Consider the following 16,815-nt stretch of genomic DNA (forward strand, 5'->3'; position numbering starts at 1 on the left):
TATCTTTTTTTATGATTTTGGACAATCTTACTACATTTAGTAACTTTTTGAAATAAAAAAATCTGTCATTGCTGACAGATTTAAAATTCATTATTTAGCCACTGCTGGATAAACAGAAACTTGTTTTTTACCACGTTTCATTTCGAATTTAACAGTACCTTCGATTTTAGCGAAAAGTGTATCATCACCACCACGTCCAACGTTAGCACCTGGATGGATATGTGTACCACGTTGACGGAAAAGGATTGATCCGCCACTTACAAGTTCTCCGTCAGATGCTTTAGCACCAAGACGTTTAGCTTGTGAGTCACGACCATTGGAAGTAGAACCTCCACCTTTTTTGTGGGCGAAGAGTTGCAGATTAAGTTCAAGCATGTTATTGCCCTCCATTTTCAAATTTAAGTGTAATATATTGACCATAACTTTTTTCTACTGCTTTCATCGAATTTGCGAAAGCTTCGAGCAAAATTTGTGCCAATAGACCTTGTTTTTCAGGGGTACTCAATGGGATTTCGACGTAGAGATAACCATCTTCCATTTGGGTCACAGGTTTTATGTGCGCCATGTCAAAGAGATTATTTGCTGTCGTTATCGTCAGAACACTGACTGCAGCACAAACAACATCGTGTCCGTACTCGCCAGATTCAGCGTGCCCCGAGATTTCATAAGAGACGATTTTGCCTCTTTTAGACCTGATACAAGCTTCAATCATAATTAAGCGTTAACTGATTTGATAACAACTTTAGTGTATGGTTGACGGTGACCTTGTTTACGGTGAGAGTGTTTCTTAGGTTTGTATTGATAAGTAACAACTTTCTTTTCTTTACCGTGTTTTTCAACTTCTCCGACAACTGTTGCGCCAGCTACAAGTGGTGCACCAACTTTAGTTGTATCTCCTCCAACGAAGATAACTTCGTCGAAAGTTACAGTTTCGCCAGCTTCAACATTGAGTTTTTCAACGTAGATAACTGAACCTTCTTCAACTTTAAGTTGTTTCCCACCAGTTTTGATGATTGCATAGTTTGACATTGTGATTCCTCCTTATTAGATTTTTGCTCTTGATTTTTAAGTCATGAGCTGTCAGACTCGCCTTTGTTCGTGGGCTATCAGCCACTTAAACGAAACATCGAGCGGTTGCACTTTATGGAAACCACAAAGACAACTTCTATATTATACTACAAGCCAAAACGAATTGCAAGTAATACTCCTTTTCCTTAATTTTTTGTTTTCTTCGACTCCTTCTCAAAACATTTTTCTAGAATAATCAAAAAAACCACACTCATTCGCTTGTAGTTTTTTCATTTTTTTCGTCAATAAGTTCCACTTGATAAACTTTTTTTATGTTCCATACCATTTGTAATAATGTATTAATTAGAAGCATGATCCATGCAAAACTCAAACTAAAGGACAAAATCTCAAAGGCTGTCAGCGTAAAATAATGGACAAAATGCCACAAATAGTAAGACAACGCAAGAAATCCAACAATCGCATAAGAGATGTAATAAATGGTCTTTTCTACATGTGGCAAGAACCAACGAATTCCCAAAATGGCCAATCCCATAAATAATACAATAAGTTGGGCGAATACATCATGTGCAATGTGCGCCAGCCCTTGTCCGTTATTTGGTATCAGTCCGACCATGCCTATCGAACCTGCAGCCAAGCTGAGCAATAATTGCAAAATAATATGGCGCCAATGTTGACCAAATTTATTTCGGATTGCTACGAAGAGGTAGTCAAAGAGTCCAATCATTAGTGCTGCCGACAGTATTAAAGTTAAATTAAATTGAAAACTCGCATTAGAATTTGATGTCCCCAAAATTGAAAAATTACGTTGCCACCAATATTGATTCCCATTTGATGCCATACTAGAGATGACTCCACCAATTGAGACCATAATCAGCATATTGACCAACATCGAAATTTCAAAGACATCAACGACAAACAACAGAATATAATTGATAATTCCTGTAAAAATGGAATAGATGACAACGGCTGTGGTTAAATCAAACGCGACACCATGAAAAATTTGATTAATGAACCAAAAAAATGCTGATAAGGCCAATGTAACGATCAAAAAGACGGAAATGATCACCGTCAAAAAGGTTCGCCAATAAACTTTTGAAGTCATCTGATGATAAAGTTCTTTTCTCCTTAAGAGGTAGGAAATAATAAAAGAAAGCATTCCTATCGCATTGGAGATGACGATAATCCCAGTGGCAATTGATTTATTGCCTGACAATGGGATGACATGATTAATACCTAATGTCACAAGTGCAACAATAAATAAAATTGAAGCAACAAATGTTGGAACGAGAAACCATTTTGCTGCACCTTCTGCTTTTGTTTGCCTGATCGAACGTATTTTAAAGCTATCATTAGAAATTTCAGTGACTTCAATTTGATTTGTCTCATCTAATTCTAACTTCTCATATAATTCTTTTGGTAATTTAATTTTTTCCATAAAATCCCCTAAAACTTAATTTTTTATTAGATTTCTTTCCAATTAATTTCTAACTGATAATGAGCAATTTTCGTTTCATTTTGGAGCAGCTGATAGGATAAAGCGATGCACTTCTCATTAAGGCGGGGTTTATATTCAGTGGTCATAATGGATAAAAGCCCTAGTCCTTCATACGAAGTTACCGTTTCATTCAATTTGTTAAACCTCATAATGACCGGTTGGTTTGCGTAACGTGTCATGGACAGCTCTATATCATCAAATTTAATCAAAACTTTTTCATCATTCGCATTTTGATAACGCAATAACACCTTGCCATTGATAACTTTTACTTCTCCGCCAAAATCTTCTTCGATAACTTCTACTTGCTTGCCAATTTCAATTTTATTTTGAATCTTTATCTTAAACATAACTTATATTTTACACTATTTTATCCATGAAATAAACCTTTGATTTATACAAATCCTTGATGTATTTTTTTTACTCAAATGGCAATTTAAGTCAATTTCTAGTATAATTAATGAAAAGGGTTTTTTGTGAAAAAGAGCCAAAGGGGGGCAAATGGAAAAAGTATTTCGCGAACCTGTCCATGATTTTATTCATGTTGATAACCAGATTATTTACGATCTCATTAATACAGCCGAATTTCAACGTTTACGGCGAATCAAACAATTAGGCACTACGAGTGCAGTTTTTCATGGGGCTGAACACAGTCGCTTTTCACATTGTATGGGGGTCTACCATATTGCCAAAACAATCACTGATCACTTTTCAATGAATTATCCTATGGAATGGGATCCAGATGAAAACTTGGTCACACAATGCGCTGCACTCTTGCATGACGTTGGACATGGTGCTTATTCGCATACTTTTGAGGGCCTTTTTGAGACTGACCATGAGGCTGTCACGCGCGAAATTATTACTTCTCCTTCGACCGAAGTTAACGCTGTTTTGCGTCGCGTAGCCCCTGATTTCCCTGAAAAAGTTGCTTCCGTAATTGCTCACGAATACCCAAATCCTCAAGTAGTCCAATTGATTTCCAGTCAAATCGATGCTGACCGAATGGATTATCTCCTCCGTGATTCTTATTACACCGGTGCAGTATATGGTCAATATGATTTGACTCGTATTCTACATGTCATTCGTCCTGTTCCAAATGGTATCGCTTTTGTCATCAATGGGGTTCATGCAGTCGAAGATTACATTGTCAGTCGCTACCAAATGTATCAACAAGTCTATTTCCACCCCGCTTCACGCTCAATGGAAGTTATTTTAAAAAATTTATTGGCTCGTGCTAAAGATTTGTACTCAAGTCAGACAGATTACTTTAAAATAACATCTGCCCGATTAATTCCATTTTTTGAACAAAATAATAACTTGAACGACTACTTAAGTCTCGACGATGGTGTTATGAATACCTATTTTCAAACTTGGATGACCTCTGAAGACGCTATTTTATCTGATTTGGCACAGGCCTATATGAATCGACATTTATTAAAATCAGTGCAATTTGCCAAAACGGATTTTGATAAACTGGATCAAATGCGCGAATTAGTTGAACAAGCTGGTTTTAATGTCAAATATTATACGGGCATTCATAGCAATTTCGACCTTCCTTATGATTTTTATCGTCCGACTTCTGACACACCTCGGACACAAATTGAAATCATACAAAAAGATGGCACTTTGTATGAACTCTCAGAATTATCCCCTTTAGTTGCTTCACTAACGGGTACCATTCATGGAAATCGCCGCTTTTATTTCCCTAAAGTCATGCTGGAACATGAAGATTTTAGAGCTCTGATTAAAAACGATAGCTTTTTACCTGCACAAAAATAAATAAAATTAGAAAGAAATGAAATGATTAAATTAGTCGCAATTGATTTGGATGGCACTTTGCTCAATCCTGAACGAAAAATTACACCCGCTGTCAAGGCCGCTGTTAAAGCTGCCAAAACTTACGGCATTAAAATTGTTATTTGTACCGGACGTCCTTTGATGGGCGTCACGGATATTTTGAATGAGCTTGACCTGACCGAGCATGGCGATTATGTCATTACTTACAATGGGGCACTTGTTCAGCGTGCTGACACAGGCGAAGAGTTCATCAAAGAATCAATTAGTCGCGAAGATTTTCTAGATATTGATGCCATGGCTCGTAAAATCGGTCTTCCATTAATGGCGATTACCCGCGAAGGAATCTATACGAGCCAACGGGACATCGGGAAGTATGTCGTTCATGAAGCTGCGATGGTAAATATGCCCCTTTACTATCGATTGCCAGAAGAAATTGGCCAACTTGAAATTGCGAAAGTGATGACCGTGGATGAACCTGAAAAACTTGACGATGGTATTGCCTACATGCCTTTTGAGTTTTTCGAACGTTTTAATATGGTTAAATCGACACCATTCTATCTTGAATTTATGAATAAAAAAGCCAGTAAGGGTTCTGCCGTTAAACATTTAGCCGAAAAATTGTTTCTTGACATGGATGAAGTCATGACGATTGGTGACGAAGAAAATGACCGCTCAATGTTGGAAGTTGCCGGTTGTCCTGTGGTGATGGAAAATGGAAAAGCAGAATTGAAGAAGATCGCTAAGCATGTGACTAAATCAAATATTGAATCTGGAGTTGCCTATGCCATTAACGAATGGGCGATTAAAGAATACATCAATTAATTATATGTTATAATAAAAAAAGGTTCATTCATTTGAATCTTTTTTTCATCACAAGTTCAGAAAGGTTCGGCTATGCGTTCTTACTTGAAAAAAACTTGGGCATTTTATGCTCAAAGCCCTTCTTATTTTGTCACAGTTTTTTTATTTCAATTATTTGTGTTAGAAATTTTAGGTGTCGGATTACTGTTTGCCTTTCAAACTTTACTAGATGCTTCTGGCATCAATTATTTGTCTTATGATAATATTGGGCCTATTTTTATGCATCAACCATTCATTGCGGCATGGCTTATCTTACTTTTACTTGTCGCTTTGATTGCAATATTTTGGGAATTCTCCTTCATGATTTTATTAAACCAATTCATCATTAAGCAAGAACACCCACCATTTAGAGCCTTATTTCGCTTATCCTTGCAAAAATTAAAAAAAGTAAGGCTAGGCTCACTTCTTTTCTTTTTCATTTACTTCATGCTCTTATTTCCATTAAGTGGCATGGGGAGCAGTTTGGGCATCATTTCAAACATAAGGATTCCAGATTTTGTCCTTGAATTCATCATTCATTCGAGTCTCTGGGGTTTAGTTGGTGTGACGTTATTTTATTGCCTCTGTTTTTACATCACTTTTCGCCTCATTTTTACGCTGCCCTATTTAATTTTGACAGATAAAAAAATCAGCGCATGCATCAAGTCCAGTTGGATCTTGTCCCGTCATAAATTTTTTACCTTTTTAGCATATGTCATATCATTATTTGGTTCAATGGTCTTTTTCCGCTTTTTATTAAGCCAGGGGCTTGTGAATTTACAGAAATTATTTGATCAACAGTTCCCACAAAATTCAGCACTTTTGGCAAGTCTTTTAATGCTCGGCTTACAGTTGTTCTCATTGATTACCATGATCCTGTCTCTGCTAATCCCGTTTTTCATTGTTTCTAGCATGATGGATTTTGATGTTGAAATAAAATTGGAAAACAAGAATAAAATACCGCGTTTTGTTCAATTCATTGGAACAATTCTCACTTTATCTTTTGTTTTAATATTTACAATTGGTCTTTTTGCTAGCAATTACAGCTATTTGACTTCGAATAATGAATTATCTAATCCCATGGTCATTTCACATCGAGGTGTCTCCAATGGCAATGGTGCCCAGAATACAATCCCTGCGCTGATTGCGACCAGTAAAACCTACCATCCAGCATATGTCGAAATGGATATACGTCTGACTAAAGATAACAAGTGGGTTGTCATGCATGATGCCAATTTGTTTGCTCTGACTGGAGTCAATAAAAAAGTCAATCAATTAACTTTGAATCAACTCGAAAAGCTAACCGTGCACGACAATAACCACAGTGCGCCTGTTGCATCATTCTCAGACTATTTTAAAGAGGCTAATCGACTCCACCAAAAGTTATTAATTGAAATAAAATCAACCAACCGCCATCCTCAAAAATTAGTCGAAGACTTTTTGAAACAGTATGGCGATGAAATAGTTGACAATCAAGCTCAAATCCATTCACTCAACTTCAATGTGATTCAAGAATTACGCACACAGGCTCCTGCCATAAAAGCCTTTTATATCATGATTTTCAATTCTTCTGGTGTTCCTGAAAGTAAAGCATCTGGTTTCTCGATGGAAAAATCTACACTGGATCAATCTTTTGTTTCCACAGCACAATCAAGAGGACAAGAAGTCTATACCTGGGATATTGATGATGCCGCTTCACTTCAACAAGTTCGTTCCTACGGGGTTGATGCTGTCATTACTGACAATATTCCCATGGTCAAAAATACAATGAAAGAAAGTCTAGGAAAATTATCTTATGCACAAAAGCTGAATCTATTTGTTGAGACGAACCAAATTTCAGCACTCAAACACGTTATAGATTTATTTAATGTTGGCGGAATGTAAAAAACGACCATAGGTCGTTTTTTATATGTCATAAAAAGGATTGGTTAATGTTTGACTTTCTAAAATTTCTATCTCTGGGTGCCATTTTCGTAATAAATTAGCCACCTTAGGGACAAACAAATGTTCAATATAGTGCCCTGGATCAATGCCGAGCAGACCAGAAGACAACATATCGTGCCCACTATGGTAATAAATATCACCAGTGATATATAAATCAGCCCCTTTAGCAAGAGCTTGTGGCCACAATTTTCCACCCGAACCACCGCATATGGCAATTCGCTTTATAACAGACTTCAAATCACGATCATATGTAACCAAACGCAAGCGCTTTAATCCAAAACCTGCTTTAATTTTAAGGGCCAATTCTGATAGACTTTGAGGTTCAATATTGCCTACACGACCGATTCCATCACGATCGTCAAGTACTTCAACTTCTGTCATGTCCAAAATTTCCGCAAAGTCGTCATTAAGTCCGCCTTTTACAACATCGATATTCGAATGACTGGTATATACGGATATGCCAGCTTCTGCCAAACGCAAAATGATATTTTCCTGACTATCCTCATCTGTCAGCCCTGACAATGGACTAAAAATTACGGGGTGTTTGGCAAAAATTAAATTTGCCCCCACATCAATTGCTTCTTGAACCGTTTGATCACGAATATCTAAAGTGACTAAAACTTTTTTGACTTCTTGATTAAGGCGCCCAATTTGCAAACCAACAGGGTCATTTTCAATGGCTAAATCTTGAGGGCAAAAGCTTTCATAGGGCTTAACAAATTCACTTATTTTCATGATAAAACCTCATTAAGCTGTAGTAAGTATGCTTCTACTTCTGCATATTTTGACATCGTTTGATCAGGTAAACTTGATAAAATATATTCTTGCGTGTGAATTTCTTTTGTCCATTTTTGCACGAAAATGTCGGATTTTTCACGACGTAAATAAGGTCCAAATTTCAAATCCAATTCAGACAGCTTCATTTTTTCTCCAGCAGGTTCCGCGACAATCATTTCATAAAATTTTTCAGCATCATATACTATTTTTTCAGTTTTAATTGCAAACTGATGTTCAATCAACCATTCTCGGAGGGTATCTTCGTGATTATTCGGCTGAAGTATCAAGCGCATATTTGGCTTAATTTTTTTCACACCTGCTTCTAAAATTTCAGAAATTAAAAGGCCACCCATTCCTGCTATCACAATCGTGTCTATTTGATCTGCAGCTTCAATAGCTGCTAAACCATTGGCCAAACGAACGTGAATATGATCCTCTAACCCTGATTTCTGTACATGCGTCTTGGCAATTTCAAATGGCCCCTTAACCACTTCACCAGCGACCGCAAAATCAATTCTGCCTTCTTCAATCAAAAAAGTGGGCAAAAAAGCATGGTCAGATCCGATGTCTGCCAGCCTTGCACCATTTTCAACAAGTGAGGCGACTACTTTTAAACGTAATGACAAATGATTTTTAATCAATTACTCCCAACCTTTCTTTACCAAATTTACAATAAGAAAGAACAGGACAATTCTCACAATTTGGATTCTTAGCCGTGCAATGATATCGGCCAAAAAATATTAAATGGTGATGCGCTGAGACCCATTCGTCTTGCGGGATATAACGCATCAAAGTTTTTTCAACCTCAAGAACCGATGCCTTTTGAGGTACAATATTCAGCCGCTTAGAAACTCTGTCAACATGTGTATCTACAGCAATCCCGGGTATTCCAAAGGCATCGCCCAGTACAACATTAGCTGTTTTGCGACCTACTCCTGGCAATTTTTGTAGGATTTCTTTGTCTTGAGGTAAAACTGAATCGAACTCATCGACCAACATCTGCGCCGCAGCTTTGATATTTTTAGCTTTAGTGTGATAAAGACCAATCGTTTTAATTTTACTCTCAATCGATGCAATATCGGCTTTGGCTAGACTTTCTGCATCCGGATAAGCCGCAAAAAGGGCAGGTGTCGCTTTGTTGACGCCAATATCCGTTGCTTGTGCCGATAATATAGTAGCTATGAGTAACTGAAAAGGGGTTCCCCAGTTGAGTTCGCCTCGAGCGTCAGGGTACATGGACATAATAATATCCAAAGCCTCTAAATATTTCTTTTTACTTAACATCCGATCATCTCATTCTAATTATTCCACGGCCCATCCATGGGAATATAAAAATCTTGAGTTGGCTTTTGCATCTTTGAAAGATCAAAAATATTCTGCTTATTTTCAACAGCTTGAACATTCATCAAGCCCTCATTTTTCCAGTTGCGCAGAATCGCTTTAATATATTTCAGTGAGACTTTGCGGTTCAAAACGGCTTCACGTAAGGCTTTTTTGATCAATGCCAGTTCATATTGATCTTCAAAAAGTAATGCCCGTAATTCATCCATTTGCATGGGTGATATGACGCCCATTTCGGCCTCAAATGTTGTCACCAAGTCTTGCAGTTGACCATTTTTTTGAGCTTCTTCATCACTATTTTGAATTTTTTTTGTTGACTGATTTTCTGAAATCGGTGGTGTAGTGCTTGTTAATTCATCCAAATGACGAAAAACAGGACTCACGTCAAAAATCGTTTCAACATCGCCAGCTAAGTCAATCAGAGTAACTTTAAGCGATCCAAAATTCTGCAAAGCTGTAATGGAATGATTGACCTGGGTCAGAGTTTTGTCTATTCTCGTCGCAATTTCACTTGGAGCAATATCGCGATTATCATAGAAATAGAGCCAAACGAGAAAGTCATCCGCACTTGGAAAAAGCTTTGCAAAGTAAAGTGTCAATGCTTTAGGCAAAATCAGATGTCCATTTGTATATTCTTCGTAATATGTCATGCTTCTATTATATCATTAAAGCAGGCTGAGAGAAAGCACACAATGACAAACCAAACTATTTTCAGAGCAATTAAAGACAAAGTGACTTCTCCAAGGAAGCAACACTTTATCAAAAGGCTGTAGATAAATTTATCCAGGATCACGAAAGGACTACACGCATTAAGTTTCTGATGTATGTGGCGCAACAGGAATGATAATAGAATTCAGAGCAAATCCTTATTTCATAAATTAACAAACATAAAAATATATTCTATTTGGTCCAAATTTGACGCCCTTAACAGATGACCTTCATTATAAAATGTTTCCGATATTTCGGCTAGACAAAACAGCTCTTTATAGGCCAATGAGGAATACATTTGACCATTTTCAGACCGTAATTCAATGGTGGCGATATAATGGAGATATCATTAGTGTGACAAATTCTGTTGAAATCCTTCTTCATGGAATAATCGAAGGCTTGCTGCTTAAAATTCCATTCCTGAGTTAAAGTTGAAAATTTTACATTTGTAAAAATATGAAGTGTCGCCAGCGACTTTTTTTCTTCAATTTTTTCCAATTCTAGAATCTAACATCACCGACTTATTTATTAGTTAATACTTTTATTTATGTTTAAATTACTCTCCCTATTTACAAGATCAAAGGGCTAGAAATTAAAATCCGTAATTAAATAATTTTGCATTTTATTTTTTATTTTTATGCAAAATTGTCATTATTAATTTGTATAAACAATTCATTGATTTAATTTTTCTATTTTTAAAATAGTGAATTTTCCAAAAACTTGTAAGCGAAAACATTCCTTTAATCATGTGCATTATTTAACATAAAATTTTTATCTAATTTTTCATATTTTATAATCTTATGTATATTTTATTTTAATAATTTATTGTATAATGAGGTATACAATAATTGTATAATTACATAATTATCAGGAGGTTTTCAATGAAACTCGAAGGCAAAGTCGCCTTGATCACAGGTGCATCAATGGGTATGGGTAAAGGCCATGCCGAAACTTTTATTAGTGAAGGCGCAACTGTTTATTTAGCTGACATCAATGACGAAAAAGGAAATGCAACTGCCGCTGAATTGGGCGACAAAGCACACTTTGTTCACCTTGACGTTACAAATGAAGAAGATTGGGCAAAAGCAATCCAAACGATCAATGCCGAAAATGGTGTATTGGACATTTTGGTAAATAATGCTGGAATTAGCGTGTTCCACCCATTGACTGAGATGACCAAAGATCAATACATGAAAACCATCGAAATCAATCAGTTGTCTGTTTTCCTTGGAATGAAGCATGCAGCACCTTTGATGGAAAAGAGTTCAGCTGCTTCAATCATTAACATTTCTTCTATTGAAGGTTTCCATGGAAGTATTGGTGGATATGCTTATGTCAGCTCAAAATTCGCTGTTCGTGGTTTGACAAAATCAGCCGCACTTGAATTAGCACCAAAGAATATTCGTGTCAATTCTGTTCACCCAGGTGCCGTTGAAACACCAATGGTTCTTCAAGCAACAGGTGCACAAAAAGAAGCGATTGAACGCTTTAAAGAAACAATTCCGATGAAACGCATGGCAAAACCTAGTGAAGTCTCAAAATTAGTTCTTTTCCTCGCTTCTGAAGACTCTTCTTATTCAACAGGAAGTGAATTCATCGTTGACGGCGGTGTTCTTGCCTAAAATAAAAAAACTCCTCTAAGGAGTTTTTTATTTATTCTTTTTGAATACGATTTGTCCTTTGCAAAGGGTCATGACGACTTGGCCTTTGACTTTTTGATGTATAAAAGGCGAATTTGTTGCTCTAGATTGGAAAACAGATGGAACTTCTTGATCAATTTGAGCATCAAAAATGATGAGATCTGCTGGCCCTTTTTCAGCTAAATACCCCGCATCTAAATTGTAAAGGCGTGCTGGATTGGTTGACATTTTTCGGATTAACTCAAGCAAGGTCAAATGTTTCGATGCGACCAGATGAGTCAGACCCAGTTGTAAAGACGTTTCTAGGCCAATCATTCCTGAAGGCGACTTCCTCAAGGACTGTGCTTTCTCTTTGACCGTGTGGGGCGCATGATCAGTCGCAATCACATCAATTGTTCCATCTAACAGCCCAGCAATAATTTTGTCAATGTCTTTTGACTTCCGTAAAGGTGGATTCACTTTAGCATTAGTCCCTGCATCGTCAAGCGCATTTTCAGTCAACGAAAAATGTTGCGGCGTGACCTCGGCTGAAATTGGAGCACCTAGGGTTTTTGCAAAACGAACTAAGTCAACCGAAAGTCCTGTAGATAAATGTTGAATATGCAAAGGTGATTGACAATGGTAGGCAATCATTAGGTCACGCGCAATCATGCTGTATTCGGAAACATCAGGTGCTCCTTCAATACCACAATTTTTTCTCACTTCGTCTGACCCGTTAACACCAAGTTGATCTATTAGATCTGGATCTTCTTCATGTATTGAAAGCATGACGTTTAATGTTTTTGCCCTGTCCAACGCGTTTTTTAATGTTCTCGAACTTTTTATTGGTATACCATCATCGGAAAAGCCAATTGCTCCAGCTTCTAAAAGGGCTTCAAAATCGGTGAGGGTTTTTCCATCAAATTCATTAGTAATTGAAGCTAGTGTGTGAATATGAATTTTTTCTTGTGCAGCAAGCTCCATTGTTGCTCGGACTAATTCTGGACTTGATAAGACTGGGTTCGTGTTTGCCATCATGACAACGCTAGTGAATCCGCCGGCCGCTGCAGCAAGGGCTCCCGTGTGAATCGTTTCTTTTTGTGTTTGACCGGGTTCTCTAAAATGGACATGAATATCCACCAACCCGGGTGCAACAATTTTACCACTGGCATCAATGATCTCATCGTGCGGCCTCGGGACAATAACTGGTGCAATTTTGACAATTTTTTCACCATCAATCAATAAGTCTGCTTGGCCGTCAAAATTTGATTTTGGGTCAATGAGTCGACCGTTTTTTATGAGCTTCATTTGCTCTCCTTTCAAGATAAATCTTGCCAGTTTTCTTGATTGGATTTAAATTTCTGCAAAAGTTTCAACTCGCTTTCATTTATTGCTTCGGTTCCATGTGCCACATGAATGAGATCTGTATAAGTTGTTAAAGTTTCTAATCTGACCTGTGCCATATCAAAGTTAAGGCTAGCTTTTTCAAGCTGGTAAGTAAAGATAGCGGCCACGCCTAAGACTTGTGCACCTTCTCGTTCTGCAGCAGCAACAGCTTCTAAGACACTTCCACCTGTTGAAATCAAATCTTCAATAAGAACCATTTTTTGTCCTGGAAAAACACGACCTTCAATTTGGCGTTTATTACCGTGATCTTTAGGTTTTGACCTAATGTATGCGAAAGGCAAATTCATACGATCAGCCACGATTGCCCCATGTGGAATGCCTGCTGTTGCTGTTCCAGCAATAATTTCAACATCTGGAAATTTCTCTTTTATTAGTTCAACGAAACCTTCTTCAATTGCTGTCCTTACGGCCGGATAAGCAAGCGTCACACGATTGTCCGTATAAATTGGAGATTGAATTCCAGAAGCCCAAGTAAATGGGGTATTAGGCGATAAACTAACCGCCTCAATTTTCAATAAATCTTTTGCAATGTCTTGTGAAAGTGTCATTTTTTCTCCTTTTGTAAACAAAAAACACGTGCCAAAGTGCTTGGCAAGTGTTAATCTGTTTAAAAAGAACTGTCAGTTCTGACGAATATTACACGCACTGACATTTTTTCCTGATTTATTAACCTTGCAAGTCTCTCTGGGCTTGTTTAAAAGTTGTATTGGAATCATTTTAACAAACTCAATTGATTTTTGCAAGAAGGAACTGGCAAATTAATTAGCTCATGTCTTCAAGTGCTTCAAGCATGTCCAAAAGTTCAATTTCTAAGCCTTCTTTTTCGTCTCTCAATTGATCTAATTCTGATTGAAATTCGCCTAATTTCACAAAGTCATTGGTAAAATTGTGCATTTGTGAAGTAATGTTTGTGATCTTTTTATCAATATCGTCAAGACGCGTTTCTAAACGTTCAGATTCACGTTCAAGTTTCCTGCGGTTTTTTTGAACTTCTTTTTGGGCTTGAAAATCAAGTTGTCCTGCTGATATTACCGCATCTTCAAAAGCAGAATCTTGATTTTCTAGGTTTTGCTCTGCTTTCTTTTCTGAATAATAATCATAGTCCCCCATGAAAACTTGGCTTCCATTTTCGGAAATTTCAATGATGCGAGTTGCCACTCGATTGATAAAATAACGGTCATGGCTGACAAATAAAATCGTCCCATCGAAGTCGATTAAGCTATTTTCAAGTGATTCTCGACTATCAATGTCCAAATGGTTTGTCGGTTCGTCAAGGACTAGAAAATTATCGTGTTCCATTGCTAATTTAGCAAGTAAAAGACGAGCTTTTTCGCCACCAGAAAGCATGGCAACAGCCTTTTTGACATCCTCTCCACTGAACAAAAAGGCTCCCAGCATTGTTCTAATTTCAACTTCGGGTAACAAAGGGTGGTCATTCCACAATTCGTCTAAAACACTATTTGAAGGCGTCAAACGGCCTTGCTCCTGATCATAATAACCTACAGATACATTTGCGCCTAATTTAGCCTGTCCTCTAAGGAAAGGAATTTGACCGATGATTGATTTAATCAGAGTCGTCTTCCCTATTCCGTTCGGCCCCACAATAGCAATTGCTTCTCCTTTACGTTCATCAATATTGATTGGTGAAGACAAGACTATACTTTGTGAAGGATTAGACATATAATTGACCAGATAACCCACAGCTGCTTCTTCGACGGTCAGAACAATATTTCCAGATGGTTTTTCCGCTGTAAACATAATGTTGGCCGTTTTTTCGTTCGCTTTTGGCGCCTCTAATCGGTCCATTTTTTCCAACCGTTTTCGGCGTGATTGTGCCATTTTAGTAGTTGATGCTCTAACCAAATTGCGAGCCACATAGTCTTCCAATTTTGCAATTTCTTTTTGTTGCTTTTCGAATTCTTTTTCTTCTAAAGCTTCTTTTTCTTCTCGTAATTCCATGTATCTGGAATAATTACCAGAAAATCGAGTTAACTCCCCACGAGATAATTCAAGGACTTCATTAACTACCTTATCCAAGAAATACCGGTCGTGACTGACAATGAGTAAAGCTCCTGAATAATTTTTTAAATAATTTTCAAGCCAGGCTAGTGTGTCAATATCTAAGTGGTTCGTGGGTTCGTCCAGAATTAATAATTGCGGCTTTTCAAGTAACATTTTGGCAAGTGCCAACCGAGTTTTTTGTCCCCCTGACAATTCAGATATTGATTGTTGCCACATTTCTTCTTGAAATTTAAAGCCATTTAAAACAGACTTAATTTCAGCTTCGTATGTAAAACCTGAACTCCGTCTAAAAGCCTCAGAAAGTGTGTCATATCGGGTCATCAACTCCGATAAATCACTTCCTGTCAGTTCTGACATTTGTATCTCCATCTGCCGTAATTCTTGTTCGTTTGCTCGTAATTCGGCAAAAACTCCTAACATTTCTTCATATATGGTCAGATTAGATGACAAGCCTTGATCTTGTGCCAAATAATTCATGGATAAATCTTTGACTTTGGAAATGTTTCCGCTAGAAGGCTCTTCCACATCAGCAATAATTTTTAATAAAGTTGATTTACCTGCACCATTACGTCCGACCAAGGCCGTTCGAGAGTGCTCCTGTAAATTAAAATTAATTCCTTCAAATAATACATCAGCTCCAAACGTACGAGCGATGTTATTTCCTTGCATTAATATCATGTTACATCCTTTTTTTCTTCTCTACATTTTAACATAAAATTAAACTTTTTTTACAAAAGAGTCCAATTTTAGAAGATTGTGATTAAATTTGGTTGTATTTTTCACAATCTTTTGGTAAAATTATCACAAGAGAAAAATTAACTCGATTAGATAAAAAAACTTGGAGTAAAAAATTGGTTGAAATTAAATTACATAAAAAATTGCCTAAAGCAACAGCAAGACGCCTTCCACAATATTATCGTTTGTTCAAATTATTGGTTGATGAAAAAGTAACACGAACGAATTCAACCATCATTTCAGAAAAAATTGGCGTCGATGCCGCCACCATTCGACGAGACTTCTCCCTTTTTGGAGAATTAGGTCGTCGTGGTTATGGCTACGAAACGTTAGCCTTACGTGATTTCTTTGCCGAACTGCTCGGTCAAGATCAAGAAACACATATCGCCCTCATTGGGGTAGGTAATCTAGGTCGCGCATTGATTAATTATAGCTTCCAAGACCGTAATAAAATGCGTATTACACAAGCTTATGATATCGCAGGAAATCCACTCGTTGGTACACAAACTGATACAGGGATTCACATTTACAACATCTCAGATTTAGAAAAGAACATCGCAAATTCTGACGTTAAAACTGCCATCGTTTCTGTACGTAAAGAGGATGCACAAGACGTGGCTGACTTGCTCGTTGCTTCCGGAATTAAAGGGATTTTAAATTTTGCTCCAGTGCGTCTTTATGTTCCTGATGATGTTGTTGTTCAATCCATTGACTTAACTAAAGAACTTCAAACCCTCCTGTTCTTCATGAATGGGAAAGAAGCACACGAGAAAGATTAAAAGGCAATAAATGGCTATACAGAGCCATTTTTATTTTACAAATTAGATTAAAAAGATTATAAATGCTTTTTACTTACAACATTTTTACAACAATTCGTTACTATTTTTAGATAATTGTTGTAAATTTACAACAAACTTTCGAACAAAGAAAAAACATCCGTGTGATGAACGGATGTTTCTTGCCCTAAGTAAAAAGCAACTCTATTATATCAAACATTAATTAGTCTGGAAAATAAAAAAGCCGTCCATACTCCCCCTAGCATGAACGGCTTTTTGAATATGAATATATCACTTATACTCAAATATTATATCACTTCTATAATAA

General features: G+C 37.1%; 18 protein-coding genes and 1 other annotated feature. Of the genes, 6 read left to right on the top strand and 12 right to left on the bottom strand.

The features are described from left to right. Positions 1 to 90: 90 nt before the first annotated feature. The 5 genes from rpmA to RT41_RS07385 form a co-directional block, all read right to left on the bottom strand. Positions 91 to 375, bottom strand: coding sequence for a 50S ribosomal protein L27 (gene rpmA / locus RT41_RS07365; protein ID WP_096818533.1), 285 nt, complete (start codon positions 373 to 375; stop codon positions 91 to 93). A 1-nt stretch (position 376) separates the two neighbouring features. Further along, positions 377 to 712 (bottom strand): ribosomal-processing cysteine protease Prp, encoded by a 336-nt coding sequence (locus tag RT41_RS07370; protein WP_096818535.1) that lies wholly within the window; start codon positions 710 to 712, stop codon positions 377 to 379. A gap of 2 nt (positions 713 to 714) precedes the next feature. Next, a complete protein-coding gene (gene rplU / locus RT41_RS07375) occupies positions 715 to 1,029 on the bottom strand; it encodes a 50S ribosomal protein L21 (RefSeq protein WP_054639425.1) in 315 nt (104 codons plus the stop codon). Positions 1,030 to 1,072: 43 nt separating this feature from the next. Beyond that, positions 1,073 to 1,146, bottom strand: a sequence feature (ribosomal protein L21 leader region). 133 nt (positions 1,147 to 1,279) lie between these two features. Beyond that, complete coding sequence (locus RT41_RS07380; RefSeq protein WP_096818538.1) at positions 1,280 to 2,464, bottom strand: ABC transporter permease; 1,185 nt, start codon at positions 2,462 to 2,464, stop codon at positions 1,280 to 1,282. Positions 2,465 to 2,490: 26 nt separating this feature from the next. After that, entirely contained in the window at positions 2,491 to 2,871 is a 381-nt protein-coding gene (locus RT41_RS07385) for a YwiB family protein (protein ID WP_054639426.1), read from the bottom strand. 151 nt (positions 2,872 to 3,022) lie between these two features. Here RT41_RS07385 and RT41_RS07390 point away from each other — a divergent pair, with 151 nt between their 5' ends. From RT41_RS07390 to RT41_RS07400, 3 genes are all read left to right on the top strand, one after another. After that, positions 3,023 to 4,300 carry an HD domain-containing protein gene (locus RT41_RS07390; protein ID WP_096818540.1) on the top strand — a complete coding sequence of 426 codons (1,278 nt, stop codon included), beginning with the start codon at positions 3,023 to 3,025 and terminating at the stop codon, positions 4,298 to 4,300. Positions 4,301 to 4,321: 21 nt separating this feature from the next. Next, entirely contained in the window at positions 4,322 to 5,140 is an 819-nt protein-coding gene (gene yidA / locus RT41_RS07395) for a sugar-phosphatase (protein WP_096818543.1), read from the top strand. Between the two features lie 84 nt (positions 5,141 to 5,224). Next, complete coding sequence (locus RT41_RS07400) at positions 5,225 to 7,042, top strand: glycerophosphodiester phosphodiesterase (protein WP_180752698.1); 1,818 nt, start codon at positions 5,225 to 5,227, stop codon at positions 7,040 to 7,042. Between the two features lie 21 nt (positions 7,043 to 7,063). On the opposite strand, the gene RT41_RS07405 is transcribed toward RT41_RS07400, so the two are convergent. From RT41_RS07405 to RT41_RS07420, 4 genes are read right to left on the bottom strand one after another with little or no spacing between them, the layout of a single operon-like run. Continuing rightward, on the bottom strand, positions 7,064 to 7,837 hold the full coding sequence (locus RT41_RS07405) for a Nif3-like dinuclear metal center hexameric protein (protein ID WP_054639429.1): 774 nt from the start codon (positions 7,835 to 7,837) through the stop codon (positions 7,064 to 7,066). Further along, positions 7,834 to 8,520 carry a tRNA (adenine(22)-N(1))-methyltransferase gene (locus tag RT41_RS07410; RefSeq protein WP_096818547.1) on the bottom strand — a complete coding sequence of 229 codons (687 nt, stop codon included), beginning with the start codon at positions 8,518 to 8,520 and terminating at the stop codon, positions 7,834 to 7,836. The genes RT41_RS07405 and RT41_RS07410 overlap by 4 nt, the downstream gene beginning before the upstream one ends. Next, positions 8,513 to 9,163 carry an endonuclease III gene (gene nth / locus RT41_RS07415; protein ID WP_096818550.1) on the bottom strand — a complete coding sequence of 217 codons (651 nt, stop codon included), beginning with the start codon at positions 9,161 to 9,163 and terminating at the stop codon, positions 8,513 to 8,515. Before nth ends, RT41_RS07410 begins: the two co-directional genes overlap by 8 nt. A 14-nt stretch (positions 9,164 to 9,177) precedes the next feature. Beyond that, on the bottom strand, positions 9,178 to 9,870 hold the full coding sequence (locus RT41_RS07420; protein WP_054639430.1) for a DnaD domain-containing protein: 693 nt from the start codon (positions 9,868 to 9,870) through the stop codon (positions 9,178 to 9,180). A 343-nt stretch (positions 9,871 to 10,213) separates the two neighbouring features. Here RT41_RS07420 and RT41_RS10470 point away from each other — a divergent pair, with 343 nt between their 5' ends. Both RT41_RS10470 and RT41_RS07425 read left to right on the top strand, forming a co-directional pair. Beyond that, positions 10,214 to 10,357: a hypothetical protein gene (locus RT41_RS10470; protein WP_180752699.1), complete on the top strand. Its 144-nt coding sequence runs from the start codon at positions 10,214 to 10,216 to the stop codon at positions 10,355 to 10,357. 452 nt (positions 10,358 to 10,809) lie between these two features. Further along, positions 10,810 to 11,550 (top strand): SDR family NAD(P)-dependent oxidoreductase, encoded by a 741-nt coding sequence (locus RT41_RS07425; protein WP_054639431.1) that lies wholly within the window; start codon positions 10,810 to 10,812, stop codon positions 11,548 to 11,550. 27 nt (positions 11,551 to 11,577) lie between these two features. Here the strand turns inward: RT41_RS07425 and RT41_RS07430 are convergent, their stop codons facing one another. From RT41_RS07430 to abc-f, 3 genes are all read right to left on the bottom strand, one after another. Beyond that, positions 11,578 to 12,855 (bottom strand): dihydroorotase, encoded by a 1,278-nt coding sequence (locus RT41_RS07430; RefSeq protein WP_096818551.1) that lies wholly within the window; start codon positions 12,853 to 12,855, stop codon positions 11,578 to 11,580. 11 nt (positions 12,856 to 12,866) lie between these two features. Continuing rightward, a complete protein-coding gene (gene pyrE / locus RT41_RS07435; protein ID WP_096818554.1) occupies positions 12,867 to 13,502 on the bottom strand; it encodes an orotate phosphoribosyltransferase in 636 nt (211 codons plus the stop codon). 214 nt (positions 13,503 to 13,716) lie between these two features. After that, positions 13,717 to 15,654, bottom strand: coding sequence for a ribosomal protection-like ABC-F family protein (gene abc-f, locus RT41_RS07440; RefSeq protein ID WP_096818556.1), 1,938 nt, complete (start codon positions 15,652 to 15,654; stop codon positions 13,717 to 13,719). 173 nt (positions 15,655 to 15,827) lie between these two features. Here abc-f and RT41_RS07445 point away from each other — a divergent pair, with 173 nt between their 5' ends. Then, on the top strand, positions 15,828 to 16,490 hold the full coding sequence (locus tag RT41_RS07445; protein WP_096818576.1) for a redox-sensing transcriptional repressor Rex: 663 nt from the start codon (positions 15,828 to 15,830) through the stop codon (positions 16,488 to 16,490). Positions 16,491 to 16,815: the final 325 nt, after the last annotated feature.

The sequence above is a fragment of the Lactococcus fujiensis JCM 16395 genome (genome assembly GCF_002441655.1).
Classification (GTDB): Bacteria; Bacillota; Bacilli; order Lactobacillales; family Streptococcaceae; genus Lactococcus; species Lactococcus fujiensis.